The sequence below is a fragment of the Clostridium sp. UBA4548 genome (assembly GCF_002387895.1).
Classification (GTDB): Bacteria; Bacillota; Clostridia; order Clostridiales; family Clostridiaceae; genus Clostridium_J.
Genome location: NZ_DGLI01000029.1, coordinates 21,656 through 47,268 on the forward strand (window position 1 = coordinate 21,656; position 25,613 = coordinate 47,268).

Annotated in this window: 16 protein-coding genes and 1 riboswitch; of the genes, 13 read left to right on the forward strand and 3 right to left on the reverse strand. The window is 32.4% G+C overall.

The window, feature by feature from the left end:
* Nucleotides 1-51: 51 nt before the first annotated feature.
* From B3040_RS12235 to B3040_RS12280, 10 genes are all read left to right on the forward strand, one after another.
* Nucleotides 52-3,789 carry a S8 family peptidase gene (locus B3040_RS12235; protein ID WP_291573685.1) on the forward strand — a complete coding sequence of 1,246 codons (3,738 nt, stop codon included), beginning with the start codon at nucleotides 52-54 and terminating at the stop codon, nucleotides 3,787-3,789.
* A gap of 190 nt (nucleotides 3,790-3,979) precedes the next feature.
* Entirely contained in the window at nucleotides 3,980-5,899 is a 1,920-nt protein-coding gene (locus tag B3040_RS12240; protein WP_291573687.1) for a S8 family peptidase, read from the forward strand.
* A gap of 198 nt (nucleotides 5,900-6,097) precedes the next feature.
* Nucleotides 6,098-8,047, forward strand: coding sequence for a S8 family peptidase (locus B3040_RS12245; protein ID WP_291573689.1), 1,950 nt, complete (start codon nucleotides 6,098-6,100; stop codon nucleotides 8,045-8,047).
* A 216-nt stretch (nucleotides 8,048-8,263) separates the two neighbouring features.
* Nucleotides 8,264-9,742 (forward strand): peptidoglycan-binding domain-containing protein, encoded by a 1,479-nt coding sequence (locus B3040_RS12250; RefSeq protein ID WP_291573691.1) that lies wholly within the window; start codon nucleotides 8,264-8,266, stop codon nucleotides 9,740-9,742.
* A 722-nt stretch (nucleotides 9,743-10,464) separates the two neighbouring features.
* Nucleotides 10,465-10,699, forward strand: a riboswitch (cyclic di-AMP (ydaO/yuaA leader).
* A 6-nt stretch (nucleotides 10,700-10,705) separates the two neighbouring features.
* A complete protein-coding gene (locus B3040_RS12255; RefSeq protein ID WP_291573693.1) occupies nucleotides 10,706-11,485 on the forward strand; it encodes a hypothetical protein in 780 nt (259 codons plus the stop codon).
* A gap of 331 nt (nucleotides 11,486-11,816) precedes the next feature.
* Complete coding sequence (locus B3040_RS12260) at nucleotides 11,817-14,108, forward strand: MASE3 domain-containing protein (RefSeq protein ID WP_291573694.1); 2,292 nt, start codon at nucleotides 11,817-11,819, stop codon at nucleotides 14,106-14,108.
* Between the two features lie 209 nt (nucleotides 14,109-14,317).
* Nucleotides 14,318-16,117, forward strand: a complete 1,800-nt coding sequence (locus B3040_RS12265; protein ID WP_291573696.1) for a S8 family peptidase — start codon at nucleotides 14,318-14,320, stop codon at nucleotides 16,115-16,117.
* Between the two features lie 298 nt (nucleotides 16,118-16,415).
* Nucleotides 16,416-17,114 (forward strand): response regulator transcription factor, encoded by a 699-nt coding sequence (locus B3040_RS12270; RefSeq protein WP_291573698.1) that lies wholly within the window; start codon nucleotides 16,416-16,418, stop codon nucleotides 17,112-17,114.
* Entirely contained in the window at nucleotides 17,111-18,604 is a 1,494-nt protein-coding gene (locus tag B3040_RS12275) for a sensor histidine kinase (RefSeq protein WP_291573700.1), read from the forward strand. Before B3040_RS12270 ends, B3040_RS12275 begins: the two co-directional genes overlap by 4 nt.
* Before the next feature lie 320 nt (nucleotides 18,605-18,924).
* Nucleotides 18,925-20,724, forward strand: coding sequence for a heme NO-binding domain-containing protein (locus tag B3040_RS12280; RefSeq protein ID WP_291573702.1), 1,800 nt, complete (start codon nucleotides 18,925-18,927; stop codon nucleotides 20,722-20,724).
* A 170-nt stretch (nucleotides 20,725-20,894) separates the two neighbouring features.
* On the opposite strand, the gene B3040_RS12285 is transcribed toward B3040_RS12280, so the two are convergent.
* Nucleotides 20,895-21,809, reverse strand: a complete 915-nt coding sequence (locus B3040_RS12285) for a radical SAM protein (RefSeq protein WP_291573704.1) — start codon at nucleotides 21,807-21,809, stop codon at nucleotides 20,895-20,897.
* A 339-nt stretch (nucleotides 21,810-22,148) separates the two neighbouring features.
* Here B3040_RS12285 and B3040_RS12290 point away from each other — a divergent pair, with 339 nt between their 5' ends.
* Nucleotides 22,149-22,601: a hypothetical protein gene (locus tag B3040_RS12290; protein ID WP_291573706.1), complete on the forward strand. Its 453-nt coding sequence runs from the start codon at nucleotides 22,149-22,151 to the stop codon at nucleotides 22,599-22,601.
* Between the two features lie 67 nt (nucleotides 22,602-22,668).
* On the opposite strand, the gene B3040_RS12295 is transcribed toward B3040_RS12290, so the two are convergent.
* Complete coding sequence (locus tag B3040_RS12295; protein ID WP_291573708.1) at nucleotides 22,669-22,863, reverse strand: alpha/beta-type small acid-soluble spore protein; 195 nt, start codon at nucleotides 22,861-22,863, stop codon at nucleotides 22,669-22,671.
* Between the two features lie 325 nt (nucleotides 22,864-23,188).
* Here B3040_RS12295 and B3040_RS12300 point away from each other — a divergent pair, with 325 nt between their 5' ends.
* On the forward strand, nucleotides 23,189-23,629 hold the full coding sequence (locus tag B3040_RS12300) for a hypothetical protein (protein WP_291573710.1): 441 nt from the start codon (nucleotides 23,189-23,191) through the stop codon (nucleotides 23,627-23,629).
* A gap of 158 nt (nucleotides 23,630-23,787) precedes the next feature.
* A complete protein-coding gene (locus tag B3040_RS12305) occupies nucleotides 23,788-24,264 on the forward strand; it encodes a hypothetical protein (protein WP_291573712.1) in 477 nt (158 codons plus the stop codon).
* A 71-nt stretch (nucleotides 24,265-24,335) separates the two neighbouring features.
* Here the strand turns inward: B3040_RS12305 and B3040_RS12310 are convergent, their stop codons facing one another.
* Nucleotides 24,336-25,406, reverse strand: a complete 1,071-nt coding sequence (locus B3040_RS12310; RefSeq protein ID WP_291573714.1) for a transporter — start codon at nucleotides 25,404-25,406, stop codon at nucleotides 24,336-24,338.
* Between the last annotated feature and the right edge of the window lie 207 nt (nucleotides 25,407-25,613).

Consider the following 25,613-nt stretch of genomic DNA (forward strand, 5'->3'; position numbering starts at 1 on the left):
CGGAAAACACAGATGTATGAATCTTATCAATCCTTTGGGAGGTAAAGCCTTGTGAGTGTTAATAAAAATACATTTAAAAACATCTATAGAGAAGTTCAAGAGGGAAACCAACAAATAGGAGCTACAGTAGACCAGGCTAGTACTTACTACTCAGATGAGTCTTACGAAAGTTATTTTGTAGAATATACTGGTGATATAGGCGAAAATGTTAGAAAAACAGGCATAGGAGATATATTCTTTTTTAATAAATTCTTTGCACTTCTCTTTGTTAAGAAGGGGGAATTAAGTAATTTGTTGAAAATGGTTCCTGAAATTATAAATGTAGAAAAAAGTTTTATTTATACCTTATTACCTTTTAAAGTTGAAGAAGATCTTCCAGACTTAACCGTTATTAATAAGGAAAATACTTCATTAAATGGAGAGGGAGTTATAGTTGGCATTGTAGGCACAGGTATAGATTATTTGAATCCAAGGTTTCTTAATGAAAGAGGAGAAACACGAATCCTATCTATTTGGGATCAATCTTTAGATACAGGACCTAAGCCAGCAACTTTTTTTTATGGCACAGAAATTAATAGAGAAGATATAAATGATGCTATAAAAATAAAGGCAATTGGACAGAACCCTTATGGATTGGTTAATCATAAAGATGATGTAGGACATGGAACAGCTGTAGCTGGAATAATAGGAGGAAGAAATTTAGGCGGAAGAGATTTATTTAAGAGTGTAGCTCCAAATTGTGAGTTTGCAATTGTAAAGCTAAAAAAAGCTAAGAGAAGTAACTTACAATTAATAGGAGTTGAGGACTATGGTGGAAATGCATACGATTCAAATGATATAACAGCCTCAATGAGATACTTATCTGAATTACAACAGAGACTAAAAAGTCCAATGGTAGTTTATCTCACTGTTGGCACAAATTCTGGAGGACATGATGGAGGCACTGTTGCAGAACGATATATAGACTTCTTTACGAATAGAAGAGATTTTACCATAGTTACTAGCACTGGTGGAGAAGGGAATGCCGCCACTCATAGTAGCGGGAATCTCTTAGAGACAGGTGGAAGCAATATGGTAGAAGTGAAGGTGGCACAGGGAGAAAAAAACCTATTCATGTCTATCTATACTGCAAAATCTGACAGAGTTTATATTGGAATAACAAGCCCTAAGGGAAATACCATTGAGCGGATAGATATTCCCTTTATTAGTGGAGCAGAAGTAAATGTAGCACTAGAAGAAAGTAATATCTATATGCAATATTTTCTAGAGGAAGAAGGTATTGGAGACCAAAGAATCGATATACTCTTTAAAAATATATATGAGGGAATTTGGAAGATAAGTATTATTGGAGATACCTTAACAAGCGGGAGTTATAACTGTTGGCTGCAACAAAGAGAATTATTAGAAGCGGGCACTAGATTTCTTAAACCCAATGCAGCAATTACCTTAATGACTCCCTCTACAGCAAACAATAGTATAGTAAGCTCTTCTTATAACCAAATAGAAGGCACTATTTTACTTGAATCTGGGAGAGGTTTCACAAGAGATGGTAGAATTAAGCCTCAATTAGCCATAGAAGCTAAAAATATACTAACCCCAAGTTTAAATAATAGCACTATTGTTACTAGTGGACCTGCTGTGGCAGGGGCAATGCTTACAGGAGTGGTAGCATTACTTTTTCAGTGGGGTATTGTAAAAAGCAATGATATCAATCTTTTTCCACAGAAAATTGTAAGTTATCTAATAAAGGGAGTTGAAAGGAAAGAAGGGGCAACTTATCCTAATGAAAGAGAGGGGTTTGGTGTTTTTAATTTTCAAAAATTTTTTAATGGGCTGGGAATAGGGGCTAGAAGTGCTTTATTAGATAAGGGAAACAATAAGATGGGAACCAATGAAATAAAAGGTAATATGAGAGAAGTAAATACTAAGAATACTCAAGAGGATATATTTAAAAATTATTATCTTAACGAAGAGTATGAAAACTACATTGTGGATTACACTGGAAATATTTACGATAGTTTCAAGAATATAGATTATGGAGTAGTTTACTTTTCAGAAAATTTTGGGGCCATGGTATCTATAGAAAAGGGGATGGTTGGTAGACTTTTATCTGAAGTACCAGAAATAACAAATATACAAAATAGTTATTTATTCAATCTTTCCAATTTACAAACATCAAATGAACCTTATGTGCCATTAACCTTTGATAAAAGTGGATTAAACTTAGAGGGGCAGGAAGTTATAGTTGGAATTATAGGAACAGGTATTGATTATCTAAGGGAAAGGTTTATGACCCAGGACGGAAGAACTAGAATTTTAAATATTTGGGATCAAACTGTTGATACTGGAGAAGCACCTTTGGGAACTTTTGGAACGGAGTTTACTAGCGAAGAAATTAATAGGGCTATAAAGGTAAACAAGGATGGGGGTGACCCTTATTCTATAGTTAATCATAAGGATGATAATGGATATGGTACTGCCGTTGCCGGCGTTATTGGTGCAAGAAATTTAGGTGGAAATGATGACATAATAAGTTTGGTACCAAGATGTGAGTTTGCAATTGTTAAATTAAAGGAGGCAAAAACCAATACCTTAGAGTTAAGTGGTGTAATGGAGAGGAATGGTAAGATTTACGAGACTACAGATATTGCTATAGCCTTAAGATATTTAGCAGATATACAAGCTAAAGAAAATAAGCCCATGGCGGTATTTGTGCCTTTAGGAAGTAACTGTGGGGGTCATGATGGTTCAGATGCTTTAGAGAGATATATAAGTTTTTTAGTAAATCAAAGAGGGTTTGTAGTTGTAACCACTAGTGGAAATCAAGGTAATACTGATACTCATACTAGTGGAACACTGTTAGGTACTGGAGATGTAAAAACTATAGATGTAATTATTGCAGAGGAAGAAAAAAACTTTTGTATGGGGATTTATTTAAACTTAGCAGATAGAGTTTCAATAGGATTTATAACTCCTGACGGAACAATAGTAGAAAAAATACCAGCTCCTTTAGGTCAAGAAGATATAGTAATTATTAATGTGAAGGATACTTTGATTGAAATCCGCTATCTTATTCAGGAACAAAGTCAAGGAGATCAAGCCATAATCATTTCCATGAAAGGCGTAACAAGTGGAGTTTGGCAAATTCAACTTTTTGGTGATGCCATATTAGGGGGAAGATATGATGCATGGATGCATCAAAGAGAGTTATTAAAGCCAGATACAAAGTTTTTAAGATCAGATGAATATATAACCTTAATGACACCGTCAACATCAGAAGGAATTCTTGTGGGATCCTACTTTAACGAGATTAAAAATAAGATAGCACCAGAATCAGGAAGAGGCTATACAAGAGATGTAAGGATAAAACCTGGTATTGGTATAGGGGGCACAAACATACTTACTCTAAGCCTAAAGGGCGAAGCTGTGGTTGCAAGTGGAGATGCTATATCAGGAGGGATTTTAACAGGAGCTACTGCTATATTATTGCAGTGGGGAATTGTAGAAAAGAATGATATTAATATGTTTCCATCTAGAATAAGAAACTATTTAATTGCTGGAGTAGAAAGAGAAGAAGGAGTCACTTATCCAAACAGAGAAGTAGGTTATGGAGTTTTATCTATTAGTAAGTTATTTCAGATATTAAGTGAGATTTCCATAAAGCGTGGATCATTACATGAAAGTAAGAATGAAAATTTAACTTATCAGAATCTTTATATCAATATTCCCAAGGAAATATACCATAAAATAACAAAGGATTTAAGTAAGTGTTATAAATTAGAAGAATAAATTTTCACAAAGCATATTTTTTTTACAAAAACTTCAATTTATATGGTGAATGGATGAAAAATTTATTTAAGGTGACAAGTATCTAATTTAAGGTTTAAATCTATAATGATATTGAGAGGATAATGTAAGCACCAGGTTTACATTATGAATTATACGGGATTTGGAACTATTGTGAAAAGGTGTTGAGAGGATGATATTTGGGGAGGATAATTGGAAAAAAGATTACTTTGAAATCTTGTCAGAAGGTGAAGTAATAACTCACAATAAAAGGCAAATGGTTATAGTAGAAAATAAACAAAATTATTTGGATGAAAATTATGAAACTCATATTGTTGAATATTTTGGAGATATAAGAAAAGCTATTGAAAATTTAGATTATGCATCAGTAATTGAATCTGAAAGTTTTTATTCTACAATCTCTATAAAAAGAGGAATGTTACCAAATCTCCTTAAAGATGTAGAAGAGATAGTTAATGTAGAAAAAAATCATTTATATACTCTTTCAAAATTAGAAGTAGTGAATAATGCTTATGATAATAATGCTATTGACAATAAGAATGTGAATTTATATGGAGAGGGTGTAGTAGTAGGAATTGTTGGATCTGGAATAGATTACTTAAATGAAAGATTTATTACAGAAGATGGCGAGAGTAGAGTTATATCAATTTGGGATCAGACCTTAGAAGTAGGGACTGATTTATCTCAGTTAGCCATAGGATATGGAAGTTTGTTTAGTAAGGAAAAGATACAAGAGGCTATAGGAATAAAGAAACAGGGAGGTAATCCCTATGATATTGTGCCGCATAGAGATGAGGTAGGGCAAGGCACAGCTATTGCAGGAATAGTAGGGGCAAGAAATTTTGGAGCTTATGATGATATGAATAGTGTGGCTCCAAAATGTGAGTTTGCCATTGTTAAGTTAAAAGAGGCAAAAAAAATAAATTTAGAATTGAATGGTATAGGAGAAAGAACTACTCAAATCTATGAGGGAGCAGATATTGGCTTTGCTATAAAGTATTTAGCAAAGTTACAATTAGAGATAAAAAAACCAATGGTGGTATATTTGCCCTTAGGCACCAATTGTTCTGGCCATGATGGACATAGTGCTTTAGAAAGATATGCAGAGTTTTATGAAAGAAGAAGAGGTTTTATTTTAGTAACTGACTGTGGTGATGAAGGTAATAGTGAAACTCATACCAGTGGAACCTTAGCCCCTGTAGGAAAAAGTAAAGTAGTTGAATTATCTGTAGATGAGAAAGAGACAAATTTTTGTATATCTATTTGGATATCAAGACCCAATAAGGTTGGAGTTGGTATAATAGCGCCTTCAGGAGAAACTTTGGAAAAGCTTCCTATTCCAAGTTACCAAGAGGGTGAAGCCAATGTAAATATTGGTAGTTATCAAATAAGAATACAAACAGCTATACAGGAAGAAACAGGAGGAGAACAAGTAGTTTTTATTTATGGAAAAGGAAATGTTGGTGGCATTTGGCAATTTATAATCACTAGTGAATATGCAATTGATGGAAGATATAATTGTTGGATTCTTCAAAAAAAGTTATTAAAAGAAAATACCAAGTTTATAGTTCCAGACCCATATATAACTTTAACCATCCCATCTACTGGAGTGGCGATAGGAAGTACAGCTTATTATAATCAAAAAAACAATACTGTGGTAGCTGAATCTGGGAAGGGGTATACAAGAGATGGAAGAGTAAAACCCGGGGTGGCATCACCAGGGGTAGATATATTAACTGTAGGGAAAAACAACAGCATGATAGTGGCAAAGGGCGCCGCTGTAGCTGGTGGAATATTAACGGGAGCCACAGCGCTATTGTTAGAATGGGGAATTGTTCAAGGAAATGATGAAAATTTATTTGGCGCAAAAGCAGGTAATTATATAATTAGAGGCACGAAGACAATTGAAGGAGTAACCTTTCCAAATCCAGATTGGGGCTATGGGATATTATCTATTAGAAAGTTATATGAGGTTTTAATTAATACTTCAAATAATAAACTTATTGAAGCCACAGCTTCGAATAAAAGAGGTGAAAAGAAGGGGAACATTTATATAAGCATACCAGTAGAGCTATATGAAAGGTTAATATAACTCATTTATATATTGAAGTTTTTTTCTTAATAAAATTATATTCTTTATTTAATGGATGTTAATAACAAAAGCTTGAATATAAAAGTTAACCTATTATGAAGGTTTCAATGTTGCTAAAGAATAGTTTGATGAATGTTAAAGGCTTAGAACATCTGATTTAAAAATTTAATCAGTAAGGTATAAGGGGATGAAAGATATATGCACATTGACAACTTGAAGTACGAAGAAGAAAATTATGAGGGTTTAAATAAAAATATAGAAACTAAAGTAAGTCTGCTTAAAGATAGTATTTTAAATCGAGAAAATTACAGTACAGGTAAATCAAAATTTCTTGAGTTTTACATGAGTGAGGATTATGAAAATTATATTATTCAATACAATGGAGACATTTTAAAGGCTCTAGAACCCATAAGCTATGCTAGAGGGTATGCAGCAGGACAAAATTATTTTGCAGCTATAGCAGTAAGAAAGGGGAAACTTCAGGAGCTACTTAAGGCAGTACCACAAATTACTAATATAGAGAAAAGTTATCCCTTCACTCTTTCAGATTTAAAGATTATTAATGAAGGTAGTAGTACGAAAATTTTCACTAAAAAACCTGAATTTTTAAATGGGGAAGGGGTAATAGTTGGAGTAATTGGTACGGGTATAGATTATTTAAGTGATAGATTTATGACTCAAGATGGAAGGAGTAGGGTAATAACAATTTGGGACCAAACAATACAAACAGGACCTACCCCTGAAACTTTGAGATATGGAACTGTTTTTCTAAATGATAAAATACAAGAAGCAATAGAATTAAAAAAACAGGGAGCAAATCCCTATACTATAGTGAGTCATAAGGATGAAGTTGGGCACGGCACAGCCATAGCTGGAGTTATAGGTGCAACAAATTTAGGAACTAAAGATGAAATTGCAAGTATAGCCCATAAATGTGAGTTTGCAATTGTAAAGCTTAAGGAAGCTAAGAAATCTACTTTAGAAATGAATGGAGTTAGTGAGCGGTTAACAAATATCTATGAAAGTACTGATATAGCCGCAGCAATTGAATATTTAGCTTTACTACAAGAACGATTAAAGAAACCAATGGTGGTTTATTTACCCATTGAAAGTAATTGTGGTGGTCATGATGGTCAAACAGCAATAGAGAGGCATATAGATATTTATAATATGAGAAGAGGTTTTGTAGTAACTTGTAATACTGGTAATGAAGGAAATACAGCCACTCATACTAGTGGAACTTTAGCCCAAAAAGGGGACGTGGGTAAAGTAGGTGTAGAAATTGGAGAAAGAGAAAATAAATTTTGCTTATCTATTTGGATTACCAGACCAGACAAGATTTCCATGGAAATTATATCTCCAACAGGAGAAAAGTTAGAAAAAATTCAGGTCCCCAAATTAGATGAGGGACAAATAGAAATAAAACTAGGAGAAAGTACTATTGTTATTCAGTATTTCATACAGGAACAAAGTGGTGGAGAGCAGGTTATTATTCTTATGATGAAAAATATTAAGGGAGGAATTTGGCAGATAAATCTTATAGGAGATGTGGTGGTTAATGGGAGGTATGATGTATGGATGCATCAAAGAGAGTTATTAAAAGGAGATAGTAGATTTTTAAAACCAGATCCATATACGACTTTAACTATACCTTCCAGTGGAAGAAATATACTTTGTACGGGCTACTATGATAGAAAAGATACCACTTTGGTTGCTGAATCTGGCAAGGGATATACTAGAGATGGAAGAATAAAACCTACAGCGGTTATAGGAGGAACTAATATACTGACTACAGGGCTTAATAATAGCAATATTATTACTAGTGGAAGTGCAGTTGCGGGAGCTATCCTCACTGGTGCAGTAGCACTTTTGCTTCAGTGGGGAATTGTAAATAAAAATGACACTAACTTGTACGCTTCTAAGATTTATACTTATTTAATTCGCGGAACTATAAAAAAAGAAGGGATAGTTCATCCTAATCCAGACTGGGGATATGGAATATTAACCTGTGAGGAGTTGTTTAAGAATTTAGGAAGACTTCCAGACAATATTACTCTCGGGGAAAGCTTGAATTATTTTAAAAGTATAACCCTTGAGAATATGTATTTTAATATTCCTTGTGAAGTGTATAGAAGATTAATACTATAACAGAATGAAATTTAAGTTTCTTGTAGAGAATAAATGACTTAAGATAAGTTTATATATATTAAGATATTAAGATTTCAGGTAAAGAACCATATATATTATAAAAATCACTCACAGCTTTATAGGAAAGCTTAAGAGTGATTTTATTATTTTTATTATTGAACTTTTTTATATTAACACTCATATAATATTATGAAGCATTATGTTAAGGAGAATACTATGGCGGATGTTGGAAGACTTAAAGTTCAAGTTTTTCAAGGTAATACTTATGTTCCAATTAGGAATGCAAGGGTAACAGTTATTCCGAGAGAAAGATATAATAGGGAAACAGCTCAAATCCAAACGGATAATTCGGGGCAAACTCAAGTTATTGATTTAGTTGCACCACCGAAAGAACTTTCACTTGACCCAAACAATACTACTCAACAACCTTACAGCACTTGCGATGTAATTGTTGAGGCAGAGGGGTTTGAGAGATTTCAGGTTAATGGCTGTCAGATACTTCCTGATACTGTAGCACTACAAATTTGTAACTTAACACCACTTGGTGCTATAGGGGGAGCAGGTACAACTACTGGAGGAGCTGTAAATGGTGGAACAGGAGGAACAACTAGTGGTACAATACCAAATGGTGCTACTAATGCAATAGGCGGAAATGAAACTAATTTAGCAAGGAGTTGGTGGGGAAGAGAAATTCTTGAGCCTACCGAAATTATAGAAGTTCCAGCAAATCGGCTATTTGGAAACTTCCCACCTAAGATTCCAGAAGATCCAAATAAACCATTACCACCACCACCAAGCGGTTTTGTAGTACTTCCTGAACCAGTAGTTCCAGAATTTATTATTGTGCATGCTGGAGTGCCTACTAATACAGCAGCTCCTAACTATACAGTAAGGTTCAGAGATTATATAAAAAATGTGGCTAGCTCGGAGATTTATGCTACCTGGGATGAAAAAGCAATTAGAGCTAATATATATTGTATTTTGTCCTTTACTTTAAATAGAATTTATACGGAATGGTATAGAGGAAAAGGTTATAAGTTTGATATAACCAACTCAACTGCCTTTGATCATGCCTTTACTTATGGAAGAAATATATTCGATAACATTAGTAGAATAGTTGATGATCTATTCACCACTTATGTGCAAAGGACAGGGGCAAAACAGCCGTTACTTACGCAGTATTGTGATGGAAGGCAAGTGCAATGTCCGGGGTGGCTTACTCAATGGGGAAGCCAATCCTTAGCAGAACAAGGGAGGACACCATATCAAATACTAACTAACTTTTATGGAGCAAATATTCAGCTAGTTCAAGCAAAAGAAGTATCAGGAATACCACAATCCTATCCAGGATTTAATTTAAAGATTGGTAGCTCTGGAGCACCAGTAAGGACAATTCAAACCTTTTTAAACAAAATAGCTGAAAACTTTCCAGCTATTAAAAAAGTTGCAATAAGTGGAAATTATGATCAGGCTACCGCTGATTCAGTTAAAACATTCCAAAGTATATTTAACCTTCCACAAACAGGGATAGTAGATCTTGCGACTTGGTATAGCATTTCTAATATTTATGTTGGTGTAAGTAAAATAGCAGAACTTAGAAGAAGTGCACAGCCAACTATTGAAACCGCTAGATTTTATCCACCAGTGCCCTATGAAGGAATGATTAATGTTCCTAATATAAAGTATCCAATTTAATTGTGTTTTAAGATATAGCTTCTACAGCCTGTTCACCTGTGACTTTATGTAAAATTAGGGTTTGTAGAAGGAAAAGTTTTCTTTGAAAGTAATTAAATAAGTTTAATTTAGTCACTACTTAATATTCCTAAATATTACTAAGCAAGTCCCTTGAGGCAACAATGCCTTAGGGGATTTTTCGTGTATTAATTATGGGTAAGTGCAGAGAACTTTTGTGATAACTTGCAATTAAAAAAGCTAGACATGGGTAAGGTGGAATTGGGTTGTTCTGTGCTCCGACACAGAACTAAATAGAGGTGGGAAGGAATTGAATTATCTCGTGCGGAGACACGGGATTAAATATAGGTGAGAAGAATTAGGTTGTTCCGTGCTTTGACACGGGATATAGGTGGGGAGGAATTGGATTGTTCCGTGCTTTGACACGGAACGAGATATAAGTGAGAATTGAATTGGGTTGTTCTGTGCTCCGACACAGAACGGAATATAGGTGAGGATGAATTGAATTGTTCCGTGCTTAGACAGGTCACGGGATAGAGGTGAGAAGGAATTGAGTTATCCCGTGCGGAGACACGGGATTAAATATATGTGTATATTTTTTGTTTTTTTACTTATACTAAGTTTTGGATTTAATTTTTAGTAGTAATTGTATGAAGATATTCCACCAATTGGGGGTTTTAATCAAGAAACTTTTCCAGTATAATGTTATAGGAGTAGTTTATACAATTTTCAGTAGGCCTAATGCCATTTTGGCAAGGGAGGATTTTATTTTGGGGTGAATCCTAGAATTTGTAATGATAGTTTTAAGGTTAAACTTGGAGTCGGAGCTTTGTATACAATAAGCAAATACTCTTCAGTGGATAAGTTTAATTGTTTAACTTTGAACATTCTTTATAGATTTAGGTAGGGTATCTCTTTCCGAACCCGTCAACTAACTTCCTAGGCACTAAGAGAGGAGTAAGAAAAATGAAAAGAAATATTTTATGTGTTTTATTGGCTACATCACTATCCATAGGTGCAATGATTATGGCAGGTGAGAAAGCTTCTGAAAGAAAGGAAGTACAGCCGGTGGCACAGGTACAGGTGACTCAAGATAGAAGATTATCTAGAGGGGGAACCTTTAACGACAGTTTAAATGTTAACGCAGAAGAAAATATAGAGGCCGGAAAAACAGAACAAAGTTCACAGAAGGTTGAAACGCAACAAACAGAAAAAAATTCAAATGAGGCAGAAAGTGATGCAGCCTCGAAAGAGAAACAAAAACCTAAGATTGAAACTCTTGACTGGTGGGAAGAAGCTCAATACATATTTCCACGAGGTGCGGTAGCTGAAATCCAAGATGTTTATACTGGAAGAACTTTTAATATAAAGAGAACCTTTGGAACTAATCATGCAGATTGTGAAGCTTTGACCAGTGAAGATACTGAAGTAATTAAAGAAATCTGGGGAGGCTTCTCTTGGGAAAGAAGACCGATTATTGTTAATATAGAAGGTAGAAGAATTGCTGCATCTATGGCGGCTATGCCTCATGCAGGAAAGGATTCGGCACCAGCTCTAGCTGTAGCTACTAATTTATCAGCAGGTTATGGAACAGGTCAAAATCTTGACTTAGTTAAAGGTAATGGAATGGATGGAGTCTTTGATGTGCATTTCTTAGGAAGTAAGAGACATAAAGATGGTAAAGTTCAGGCAGTAGTTGACCCTCAGCATCAAGAAGCTATAGAAATTGCAGCAGGAACAAAGTAAAATCATTTTCTTATGTTTTAACCAAAAATAGCTTACTTAACTTTAAGAATGCTGTTTAGTGAAAGTATTAGCATAAAAAAAGTGTAAGATTTCAAATTTAATTTATATATAAACAAACAGAATACAACAAAAAATCCTCTGGAGACTTCAGGGGATTTTTTGTTGTATCTATATAGGTATAGGATGAAAGACAACTGTAGCAAATTATGCTGAAAATTCTTAATATATTAGTTCTATTTTTGTAATTTTGTAGTAAAATATGTTATATACGGTTAATATTTATATTTTATAGTAGATGCCATGGATTCTAGGCTTTTTTTGGGGGGGGACTATGAATAATATGGATTTAAAAAGGAAAGATATTCAAGAAATGCACAAAAAATCAGCAGTAATAATAACTTTTATAATTAGCTTTGCTTATATATTATCTTTAATCATATGGAAATTCTTATGGGTAGGAAATGAACACTTAATTCATTCTTTAATGGGGTTAACCTGTGTATTTGTAGGAATTTCTACTTTTTTGTTAAGCTGGAATACCTATGATTATGAAAATTTGAGTAATAGGATGATTGGGTTTGGATTTTTAATTATTTCTTCTTTTGATCTACTTCATATTTATTATTATGAGATTATCTATAAGTATAGCAATATTCCTAATGACTTGGCGCTGAAGTTTTGGATGATGAGTAGACTAGTTCAAGGATTAATTCTATTTATCCTTAGTTGTTTACTGGAATTACAGCAAAGTGTGAAATGTAGTTGTCTTGCTAGGCTAAGTAAAAGGCAGGCTAATCCTAATAAAGGAAAGCATATATCAGCTATCCTATCAATGGTATTTGTATTAGTTATTTGGTATTTGTTATATAATAAGCCTTTTTTTACTCTTTACACAGGAAATAGAGGTACTAGTACTAAAATTATTCTTGAAATAACAGTGATTGCTTTATTAATTTTAACTTTAATTAAGCTTCATAAAAATAAAGCCTTAGACGAAAGATTAAGTTTAAAGTATGTATTTTTGAGCTTATGTGTAATGATTGTCAATGAAGTGATATTTATATCAATGAATTCAGCAAATTCCTTTTTAATGTTATATGGACATGTTATAAAAATTGCAAGTTATCACTTCCTTTATAGGGGAATCTTTGAGAGTGCTGTAAAGTACCCTCACAGAAAAGTAGAAGAAGTAAATGACAAACTAATAGATATTTTGGATGCTATTCCCATAGCCTTAGTTACTTATGACGAAAGCAATAAATTATCTTTTGCAAATAAAAAGTTCCAGGAGGTAATTGGCTGGAGCCGTGATGAGCTTGTAGGATTAAGTCCAGAGGAGTTTTTTAAAGTTATTCCTAAGGATGAAAAAAATGAGGAACAAGCAATAGTTGAGCAAGTTCTGGAGAATGAGAGCAATATAAATGGAGTTATAAGAACCTATAGAAATTCTAAAGGAAATAATGTGAAGCTATTGGTTAATGCTCATAGAATAAATAGTGGGGCACTAGTATTCTTCAATGATGTAAAGGCAGAGCAACAAATTGCAAATTTAAACCTACAAACTCAAACAATTTTAAATTCTATAGGAATTCCTTCCGTGATATTAGATAATAAGAATAGAATCACTGCATATAATATGGCCTTCACAAATTTGATTCATAGAGAAGATATAGACATTATTAAAATGAGTATTGATGAACTTATAGAAATGCTAAATGGCAAGAAGAAATTATTGGATAGCAAGTATGAAAATAATATGTTAGTTGAAGAACTGTATGAAGGTTTTTTTGATTGTGAAAATGAATTACGAAAAAATATTTTAATCAAGGTCTCAATGATTTACAACATTGAAAAGGAAAAAGTTGGGGGAGCTTGTATAATTCACGATATAACTAACGAAAAGGAAAATCGACAAAAGTTAATTAACCAAGAGAAATTGGCTCTTTTAGGGCAAATGTCTGCCACCATAGTACATGAAACAAGAAATTTTCTAACCACAATAAAGGGCTGTAGCCAACTTATACAAGCCTATTCTAAAGAAGAGAAGATTAAAGAATATGCAGAAAAAATTAATAGCAATACAAATGAAGTTAATAAAATAATAAGTAATTTGTTAACTATGTCTAAGCCTAGTCAAGCTGTTATGGAGGAAGTCTCAATAAATGATTTAATAGTATCTTTAAAAAGTACTTTAGAGACTTCAACTATTACGAAGGGAATAGAGGTTAACTTTAATTTAAATTACGATGAAAGATATATACTTTGTGATGAAGGTCAGTTAAAGCAGGTAATGTTGAATTTGTGTAAAAATGCAGTGGACGCTATGTGCGGCAACGGAGAAGCTGTGTTAAACATAGAAATAGGATTAAAGGAAGAAAATGAAGAGTTGTTTATAAAAATATCAGATAATGGAGTAGGAATTTCTAAAAACAACTTATCGAAAATTGGTATGCCCTTTTTTACAACTAAAAAAAATGGCACAGGATTAGGACTAAATGCCTGTTATGAGATAATTAAAAATCACAAGGGCAAGATTAATGTGGAAAGCGAAATTGACAAGGGTACAATTTTTACCATTGTTATACCTTGTATAACACATGAAGATTTAGCAGAAATTATTTAGGTTAAAATGATTATAAGATAACTTTTATGGACGGTAAGGATTAATAAGAGTTAGGGAAGCTGTACAATTTTATTAATAATACAAAGAATAAATTCCAATAACTATAATATAGGGTACACTAGAGATTTTTTAACTCTAGTGTACTTTTTTATAACAAAAGTCTAAAGACCGCATAAAATAGATATATAGAATAAAGTGGGGGGATTGAAGTGTTTGTAGACCCTAGAAGTTTTAATAGAATGCAAGAACATAATTATACGAAGTCATACTGTAATAAATATAGAGAAAGTAATGATAAATTTACGGAATTTTATTTAAGCGATGATTATGAAACTTATATTATAGAGTATACAGGAGATATTTTAAAGGCCTTTGAAAAGATAGATTATGCTGCAATTACAGTTACAGGACCTGTATTTGCTTTAGTTGCTGTACCTAAAGGGGAACTAAATAGACTCCTTGATGATATTCCTGAAATTATTTATGTGGAAAATAGTTTTCCTTATACCCTATCTCCAAGTGAAGTCGTTGACACAAATAGCTACTATAATTTTATGGAGGGAACAAATTCAGGTTTAAACGGGGAAGGGGTTATTGTTGGAATTATTAGCACAGGAATAGACTATTTAAATCCTAGATTTACAGATGTTACTGGAAACACCAGGGTTATAGCTATATGGGATCAAACCTTGAAACAAGGACCTAAACCTAGCTCAATTGCTTATGGTACTGAATTTTCTAGTGAGAACATAAATGATGCAATAAAGTTAAAGAACAATGGAGGAGATCCTTATACAATTGTTAATCATAGAGATGAAAAGGGAAATGGTACTTCAATTGCAGGGATTATAGGAGGAAGAAAGCTAGACCCAAAAGATTTATTAGTAAGTGCAGCGCCAAAGTGTGAATTTGCTATTGTAAAATTAAAAAATGCCAAAAAGAGCACTTTGGAACTAAATGGAATAGATAAGGAGGGTGTAGACGTATATGAAAGTGCAGATATTCGCACCGCATTACTATACCTTTCAGAACTTCAAATCAAGGAGAATAAACCAATGGTAATATACACTCCCTTCGGAAGCAACATAGGGGGACATGATGGTGATGGTCCTATAGAAAGATTCATTGATTCTTTAATTCAAAGAAGAGGTTTAGAAGCAGTTGGAAATACTGGAGCTGAGGCTATGGCCCACACTCATACTAGTGGAGTGATATCGGCTACAGGAAAGGAACAGATAATTGAAATAAGTGTAGATCCAAGGCAAAAGAACCTTTACTTTATTATTTGGGCAAAGAGACCTGATAAGATAAGCATAGGACTTACACCACCAACTGGAAATGGAACAGGTAGAATCCCAGCAATTTTTACAGAAGGAGAAGAGGTAAGGATTCAAATCGGTAGTAGTGTGGCAACGGTAAGATACCAGGTATCATTTACAAATGGTGATCAGTATATTGGCGTATTGATTAGAAATGTACAAAGTGGAGTTTGGAAAGTAAATGTGTACGGTGATTATATAGTAAACGGAAGATATGATGTTTGGTTATTTCAAAGATATCTACTCTATGAAAATACAAAGTTTTTAATTAATGACCCATTTATAACTTTAAGGCTACCTTCTACTGCAGTAAATGTATTGGCTACTTCCTATTACGATAGCAAGACAAGAGTGCCAGTACCTATGTCAGGAAGAGGCTTTACTAGGGATGGAAGAATTAAACCGGATGTATGTACTGGAGGTACGGATATATTAACAACGGGATTAGAAGGAAAAGATATTGTAATTAGTGGAGCAGCAGCAGCGGGGGCTATTGTGTGTGGAGCAGTAGCTCTAGTTATGCAGTGGGGGCTTGTTCAAGGTAATGATAAAAATTTATTTACACCTAAAATAAGAAGTTACATTATAAAGAGTGTAATAGAAGTGGATGGAGTGATTTACCCTAATCCTCAGTGTGGGTATGGGATGTTAGATTTCAAAAAGTTATATGAGACTTTAGGGGTTTTATAAGATAAGTCCGACTTAATAATTTATCATAAGTACTCCATAGGTATACCTTTGGAGTACTTAATTTTTAGGTAATTATGAGTTAATAGGGGAAATGAGGATTTTGAAATACAATTTTATTAATTAACACGAATATGACATAAAAATAGTCTATAATTATAAGTGAAAATATTTAACTAAAAACTATATACTAATTTTAAAATACATTGATGTGTAAATGTTAGGAGACGTGGGGTCAATATAAGAGAATGGATAAAGTACTAATTAATTTATATTAATTATAATAGTAGAGGTGAGTTTATTGAATAAGTCAATTTTGATTGTGGATGATGAAGATAACATAAGAAATCTTTTAGCTGTGTACTTAAGAAAAGAAGGCTTTGAGATTTATCAGGCAGATAATGGAGTAGAAGCCTTAAATATAATTAAGAGTAATCAAATAGATTTTGTAGTGATGGATATAATGATGCCAGTAATGGATGGCTTCGAAACTTTAAAAATCTTAAGAAAAGATAGCAATGTTCCAGTAATGATGCTCAGTGCTAGGGCGGAAGATGAAGATAAGCTTTTTGCTCTTGGGTTTGGAGCAGATAATTATGAGACAAAACCTTTTAGTCCTAAGGTTTTGGTTGCTAAAGTTAAAGCACAAATTAAGCGGATTTATGAAAACGAAGATAAGGACCAGCATAAAAACTTAGAGGGTTTAATCTTTGGCAGTTTATACATTAGTGAAAAGGCTCACAAAGTGGTTTTGAATAAGGAAGAACTTAATTTATCACCAACGGAATTCTCCCTTCTTATTTACTTTGTAAATAATAAAGGTATAGTGCTCACAAGGGAGCAAATTTTAACTGCCATTTGGGGGTACGACTTTGAGGGTGATTTAAGAGTAGTAGATACCACAGTGAAAAGACTAAGAGAAAAATTAAAAGAAAGTGCTAATTTAATTACTACTGTGAGAGGGTTTGGGTATAAGTTTCAAGGGGACGGTGAAATATGAGACCAGAAATTACAGTTAAGAATAGCATAACAAGAAAGTTGTTCTTTATAACCATAATTATATTTATCTCTTTTTTAGCATTTACCCTTATTACTCAGAGAGTGTTTTTTGAAAAGATGTACTATAATAAGAAGAAAGCAGATATTGAAGCTAATGTGGGCAAATTTAAGCAAACTTTAGCCATGGCTAAAAGTGAAGAAGAAATTTTAATAGCCATGAAAGAATATGAAGATAAATACAATACTTTTATGGCTATAGTTGATACTGAAAATAATATTACCATAGTGTTTAATACAGGACATAAGAAAATAGATACTGATAAGCAAACAATGGTTAGAAACATTGTAAATGAATTTAAATATAATAGTGAATTACAACAAGAGTTAAGTAATAAAGGTAAAATTACTTTTGGAGTAACGGATCAAAAAACTGATACAAAGAGTTTAGTTTCAGTAATAATACAAGATTCCCAGATAATTCTAGGATTTACTTCTATGCAATCTATAAAGGAAGCAGTAGGAGTTATCGAAATATTTTATAAGTACTTTTATATAGCTGCAATAGTGGTAATAGTATTTTTGTCATTAGTTTTCACTAGAATGATAACTAGGCCTCTTAAAAGAATTAATAAGGTGGCAATGAAAATGGCTCACTTAGATTTTAGTGAAAAGTGCCTAGTGAATTCAGAAGATGAAATAGGAAGTCTTGCAAACTCCCTTAATTTTCTATCTTCAGAACTTCAACTTTCATTGAATTCGCTTCAAAGTGCTAACACAAAATTAAGAAGAGATATTGATAAAGAGAGAAAGCTAGAGACCATGCGGAAAGAGTTCATTGCTGACGTATCCCATGAATTGAAAACACCTATTACTTTGATTAAGGGTTATGCAGAGGGCATTAAGGACGATATGTTTTCTAAGGAAGAAGTGGATTACTCTCTAGATGTAATTATTAGTGAATCTGATAAAATGGGGAATTTAGTGAAGGATATGTTAGAGCTATCTACCCTTGAGAGTGAAAACATAATTTTTAAAACGGAAGTTTGTGATATCGGACAAATTATAGAGGGCACTATAAGAAGATTAATGCCTTCAATTCTAGAAAAAAACATAGATGTTCACATAGATTTGGCAGATAACTTAAGATTAAAGGGTGATTGCTTTAAACTAGAGCAAGTAGTTACAAATTTTTTAACTAATGCTATAAGGCACACAAACATAGGAGGACATATTTGGATAAGTACAAAGGTGAAGAAGGAAAAAGGCTTTGTGTATTTTGAAAATAGTGGGGGACATATTGAAGAAGAGGCTCTAAGTAAGATTTGGGATAAGTTTTATAAAGGAGATAAATCAAGAAGCCGAAAATTGGGGGGAACTGGTCTTGGGTTATCTATAGTTAAAAAAATTGTTGAGCTGCACAAGGGAACCTATGGAGTTAAAAATACTGAACAAGGAGTCATGTTTTATTTTTCTGTGGATAGAGAAGGATAAGTAAGACTAGTATTTAGAACAATTAATGAAGATAAGGTTCAAAGCTTAAATATTCTCTTGTTTTTTTAGGGGCTAGATAACTTAGTTTACAAGTAAATTTATTTTAAATAAATAATATACAATAGTGGAAAGTTTTGATAATATATTAATGAGTAATAATTATTATTAATTATAATTGATTATTGATTAATTTTGTTTATTTAAAGTTATTAATATAATTGAGCGATGAACTTATGTTAAAGTAATATTTTCAACCTATAAGCTTACTTATCAATAAGTATTAAACAGAAATTTTTAATTAATGAAATGAGGGGATAAAGATGAAAGGAACAGTAGTGTCCGTTTGGATGCAAACTTGTAGAAAACTGTATGGAGATTCCAGTGTGGATAGCACCATGGAATATGTTGGTTGGGGAAGTGGAAGAGTATTTTCTCCAGTAGAAGATGTAAATGATAGTGATATTAAAAAGTTTATGGAGAAGATGTCATCTAGTCAAAAGGTTAGCACAGAACAGCTATGGAGAGCTATTGGTAATGATAATATTAATTCCTTTGCTAAGGTTTATCCAGTATTTTTTAAACATGAAAGAACATATGGATTTTTAAAATCCCTTTATGATATACATACAGTTATGACACAAAAAATTCCTGGAGCAAAGCCTCCAGTGGTAGATATTAAGCCTGTGTCTTCAAGAGAAGCGGTGATGAAGTACCAATCTAAGAGAGGAATGTTCGATTATTTCTTAGGAATGCTGGAGGGGAGTTTTGCATACTTTAATGAAAAGTATGAATATAACATAGAGAAGAAAAATGAGGACTCTATGGAAATTAAAATAACCTTTAGTGAGGATATTTATCAAAAGAAATCTTATTTATTTAACAAAGTAACATCCTTAGGCTTTATTAAATCTATAGCAGGAAAAGCTACCTTAGTTACTTTCCTAGTAACTTTATTGGGTTCTTTAGGTGTTTTAGGAGTTGATAATATAGTTAAAGCACTGATTTTAACAGGAGTATCCTCAGTAGCTACTTTGGTTGGAGTGGGATTACTTCTTAAGCCAACAAAGGACTTAGTGAGATTAGGGGATAAACTAAATAATAATATATTCTTTGAAGATAGAGATATAAATACAAAGGATGTCTTTGAAGATATTTTTGCAAGTATTAAAACTCACATGAAGAGCATGAGTTCTGATTTTGTGGTATTTAATGGTATTACCGAGGAAATGAGAGACTTCTCTGAGAAGCTTGGAAAGATTTCAGATAATATGGACAAAACTTCTAATGAAATTTCTCAGGTAGTGGAGCAGGTGGCTAGTACTTCTGTAGATCAAGCTCAAAATACAGAACAAGCAGCGTCTATCTTAAATGATAATATAAATGCCCTTAAAGTTATTGTAGATAGTGAAAACAATAATAAAGAAGAGTTAGAAGGAACTATTGAAAAAATTAATTCAAGCTTTGATAAAGTTGAGTCTGTAAGCAACAATATAGAAAAAACTTTAAACAATTTCCAAGAAGTTAAGGTTAAAGGCGTTCAACTTGGGGACAAGGCTAAAGATATAACTAACATAGTTTCTATAGTTGCCCAAATTTCTGATCAAACAAATCTGTTAGCATTGAATGCGTCAATAGAGGCCGCAAGAGCTGGTGAGCAGGGTAGAGGCTTTGCTGTAGTTGCTGAGGAAGTAAGAAAACTTGCAGAGCAAACTAAGAATGCTGTAGAAGAAATTAATTCAAACCTAGTACAGTTTGTGCAAGATATTGATGGTTTAGTAGATAATATTGAAGAACAATATGATACTCTTCAACAGGAAACTAAAGGCTTAGAGGAAATTAGAAAAGTAAGCTATGAATCCACTATGTCTGTAAGGACAGTTTCTAAATCTATGATTGAAACTATAAATGATTTAGATAAAGAAGCAAAGTCTATTGCTACAATGTATGAAACTATAGAATCTCTTGCTGCTATAGCAGAAGAGAACTCAGCTTCTACAGAAGAAGTAAGTGCAAATGTAAGTTCTTACACAGAGGAAATTAGACATTTAATTCAGTCAGTTAATGAGTTTAAAAAGATTGCTCAGTACTTTAAAGAGGACTTAGATAAGTATAAGTTTTAATTAAAAGCTCCCCAGAGAAGATTTTCTGGGGAGCTTTGTTTATATAAAATAAGCATAGAGAATAAAGGTTTAAATACAATTGCATATGAACTAATTAATTTTTAAAATAATTTTCACAGAAATAAAATAAATAAGGACTTAGGGGCAAAATGTTTCCGAAAAGTTTGAGACTATACACCACTTAAGTTAAAGTCTGGCACATAAACTTCTGAGGAAGTACCACTTTCTTGTATAAAGGCATTTTTATAACCAAGTTCTAAACAGTAATCAATTAAGCTGTCATAATGCTTTGGATTTAAAGTCTTATCAATTTCAGGAAAGTCTTTAGCACCGTACATAGGAGTGTATTGATTCATTAGACTTAAGTACACAGAATCACCAAAGGTTTTATAGATGTAATCCACTACCTTTTTTGAGTCAAATAATAGATCTGGAAGCATCAAATGTCTTATTATAACTCCTTTTTTCATCATACCATTTTCATCAAATTGTGGCTCTCCTATTTGGGTTACCATTTCTTCTATGGCTTTTGAAGCTATATTAAAGTAGTTTGGAGCTTTTGAGTATTTTATTGCGTATTTGTCATTAAAATATTTTAAATCTGGAATATAAATTTGAATATAGCCTTCTAAGGCTTTGAGGGTTTCTACTTTTTCATAACCATTAGAATTATAAACAATAGGAACTTTTAAGCCCTTTTCTCTAGCTAATTCTATTCCTTCTATAATTTGAAGAGCATAGTGGGAAGGGTTAACTAAGTTGATGTTGTGGCAACCTCCTTCCTCAAGCTCAAGAAAAATTTCACTAAGTCTTTGGGTAGTAATTTCCTTACCCTTAGCCTCATGACTTATTTCATGGTTTTGGCAAAACACACAGTTTAAATTGCAGTTAGAGAAAAATACAGTTCCAGAACCTTTTTCACCAGAAACACATGGTTCTTCCCACATATGAGGGTAGGCTTTAGCAACTTTTAAGGTAAGAGAGCTTTTGCAAACTCCAAAGTTTGGAGAAGTTCTCTTAGCATTGCAGTTTCTAGGACATATATTGCAATAGTTTAAGTTGTCTACGATTATATTGTTAGGCATTTATAAGTTTTCTCCTTTTTTATCTTTATAATTATTGACTAATAAACTGTTAATAATATAGCTATTATTAACCATAATAAATTAACTACATAATATTTTATAAACAATAGGTAAATTGTTTTGGTATTATAATAACACATCTTTAGCATAAGGAAAATTATATATTATAGCATAGGATTTGATAAAGAGCCTGAAGATTGGATGCTGTAGAGTTTAGCACATAAATTTACAAAAGGCCAAAAATTAAACATAATATAAGGAAATAATAATATAATAGTATTAAGTTATATTTTTACATAAAACCACAGTATTGGTAACAATCTAATTGGAGGACACTGTATGTCAGGTTTATGGGAAAATTGCTTTTTACTTAGAATCGGAAACACTATTTTTATTATAATAGCTTTAGTTACATTTTTCTCTATTATAGTCAAGTTTTTTAAAAGCCTTTTTGGGAATCATTCTAGCAGTGAAAGTGTCTGGAAAAATATCGTTATATATATTTGTGGATTTTCTATAGTTTATCTTTCAGGAGTAGCATTAATATCAGCCGTAGGTAATGGATATATTATTTTAGAATTACAAGGAGCAATAGAGGCCTTGGAAAAAGGAGCTTCATATAAGGTAATGTTTATAAAGCAAGTTCAAGGAAATTTTCAATATATTATTAATAAGTTAATTCAATTAGGAGTGGTTTACTTCCTCTATATAAAAGTAGCTAAGTCAATAAATCTTGAAATTGAGAAGTTAAGGGAAAGAGTAGTGCGGTGGGATCTTAAAAATAAATTTTAATAAGGCATCTGAAAATGTCAATATAATACCCCCTGAGGAAAGTTTCCTCAGGGGGTAATGATTTAAATTATAGGTTTTTTTCGTAAGCTTCAACCATTCTCTTAACCATTTGGCCACCTATTGAACCCGCTTCTCTAGAAGTTATGTCTCCATTGTAACCTTCTTTTAAGTTTACTCCTACTTCTTTTGCAGCTTCCATTTTAAATCTGTTTAATCCTTCTCTAGCCTCTGGAACTAATACTCTATTGCTTCTGTTTGACATATTAAATTCCTCCTTTATTGTATAAATTTCTTAGTTATAAGCTAATGATAGAAATAGTTTTATCCCTACCCAAAAGCCCTGGAGAACCAAGTTACATTTAGTTATAAGCAAATATTAACTTTAGCTCTTTCTAACTAAGTGTTATTATTATATGCGAATATCTATCATTTAAACTATGAACCTTATGGAAAGTAAACCAAAATAATGCAACAAAAAGTTTTCAGAATATTAAAACAAATATAATGAAAAAGCTGATATAATAGTACAAATAATATAAGGTAAATACATTGTAATATTTATTAAGGGGTTGAATGGGGGAGATTTTATGTCAGGTATTTGGGGAAACTATTCTTTTATTAAAGGGTTTAATTCAGCTATAAGTATAATAGCATTGTTAGCATTTATAGCTATGACAGTGAGACTTTTTAAAGGGGCATTTATCAATCATTACAGTAGCGAAAGTTTTTGGAGAAATGCTAGAATACATTTTTATGGAATTGGTGTACTCTATATATGTGGAATTATATTAGCAGGAACCTTTGACAATGAAGGCGTTATTACACAATTAAACCTTGTAGGAAACTCTACATTTAATGGAGTACCTTATAAAGAAGTTTTACTAAAGAAGATTTCAACAAACTTCGAATATTTAATAAAATGGTTAGTAGCATCAGGAATATTTTACTTTTTATATGTTAGAATAGCTAAAAAAGTTAAGCTTGAGGTTGAAGAAATTAGAAGAAATGTTGTGCATAAAAGACTATAAGTAAACCCCTAAGGAAGTGTTCCTTAGGGGTTAAATAATTTTCGGCATATTCTGTAAATTCCATTGTAGTTATGTAAAAATATGGTATAATAAAAACATAAATAAAATTTCTTACATAGCTCATAATCTTATAAGTGTATAAAATAGGGGGGAAGTTTATGTCAGGTATTTGGGGAAATTATCTTTTACTTAAGATTTGTAACACTTTACTAATAATAATAGCTTTATTGATATTCGTCGTTATTGTAGTAAAGCTTTTTAAGAATGCTTTCATTAATCACTGCAACAGTGAAAAAGTGTGGAAAAATATTTTGCTATATATTTCAGCAATTGTTTCACTATACTTAGCGGGTAATTCAGCTATTATAGCCTTATATAATGGATACGCCATTGATGAATTAGAAACAATAGGAAGAGTAGGGCTAGAAGCAATTGGGATAGTAGGGGAAAATTTAGATGCTTATAGGGATATTTTATTAAGTCGCATTCAAAATAATTTCTACAATTTAGATAAGTACTTGTTAATAGCTGGAATATTATACTTTTTATATACTAGGATAGTTAAAGCAATCAGGCTTGAAATTGAGGAGCTTAGAAAAAACGTTGTACATTGGAACTTTAAAAATAAATCATAAAAAATAAATCCTCCGAGGAGTTTTTCTTCGGAGGATTTTATATATATTTAAGTATATAATTTTTATAGACTCTATCTAGTTCTTTTCATCTTTAAGTAGAACATAACACATTGCACAGAAAAAATTAAGCTAATGATCCCAAAGCCAGGATAAAGATAAGTTATCAAAGTTTTAAAGCCTATTTGAGATACTGGGATAGCTATTAACAATACTAGAAATATCCCCTTTTTATAAGGGATTTTATATTTGTTTTCAAGAGTTTTTCCTACACTGTAAATATTTGAAACCTCAGTTGAAAACATTTCACACCAGATTACTATAAGCAGAAGCACTTGAATCAGTGGACCGAATCTACTTGCTACATGAAGCAGTGGAATTTCATATTTAAATATACTTGGTATATTTACAAGTAGCATGGAATTAATTAATCCTGCAAGAAGTGTTAAAGTAAGGGCACCAATTATAAGTCCAGTGATTATAACTCTCTTCTTTTTCATTTCCTTTGTTAGTGGAACGATAACACCACTGGAAAATAACATATTAAAGCCGGCATATAAAAAGGATGAAATTATCCATTGATTAGGAATCAAAATTGTTTTATGCACAGGTACTCCCTTTAAATACTCTAGGGACATTGTTCCTTTAGAATAAACAAGATATAGTACAAATACTGTAATTATAATTGTTGTAAGAGAAGGAACTATAAAGGAGTTAATGGCTATAAGTCCTTTTGTATCATTAAGCAAGGTAACTAAGGCTACCACTACCATAATTAAGATCCCAATATATCGTGGAAGTCTAAAGTATTGATAAAGTAGGGCACCGCTTCCAGCTAGGATAATGGCAGCCCCAGAAATTAAAAAAAAGCTAGTTAAATAATCTGTTATTTTTCCCAAGAACCCTGGGCTAACAAGGTTTATAAAGTCTGTATAGGAATTTAAATTATATTTTACACTGATAGATACCATTATAGAGCTAAACACCATATAAAAGACTGCACAAATAAGAAGTCCCCAAAAGCTCATGTATCCATAGGTTGAAAAAAACTGAGTTATTTCTTGACCAGATGCAAGACCAGCACCTACTATTGTTCCAATAAACACTGTGGCTACTTGAAAAACATGTTTTATATCTCTTCCCAAAAAATCTCCCCCATAAATTTATATCTGTTACTAATATATAAGAGGAAGTGGACAAATATGAGAAATTAAGAGAATTTGTGGACAATAAAAAGAAGAATGAGGACAAAACTATAGAAAGGCTTAAAAAAAGACCTTTAAGTTTTTTTACTTAAGGGCCTTTTAGGAAATAATAATCTCAATAAAAAGGAGGTAAGATTTATTCTTTTG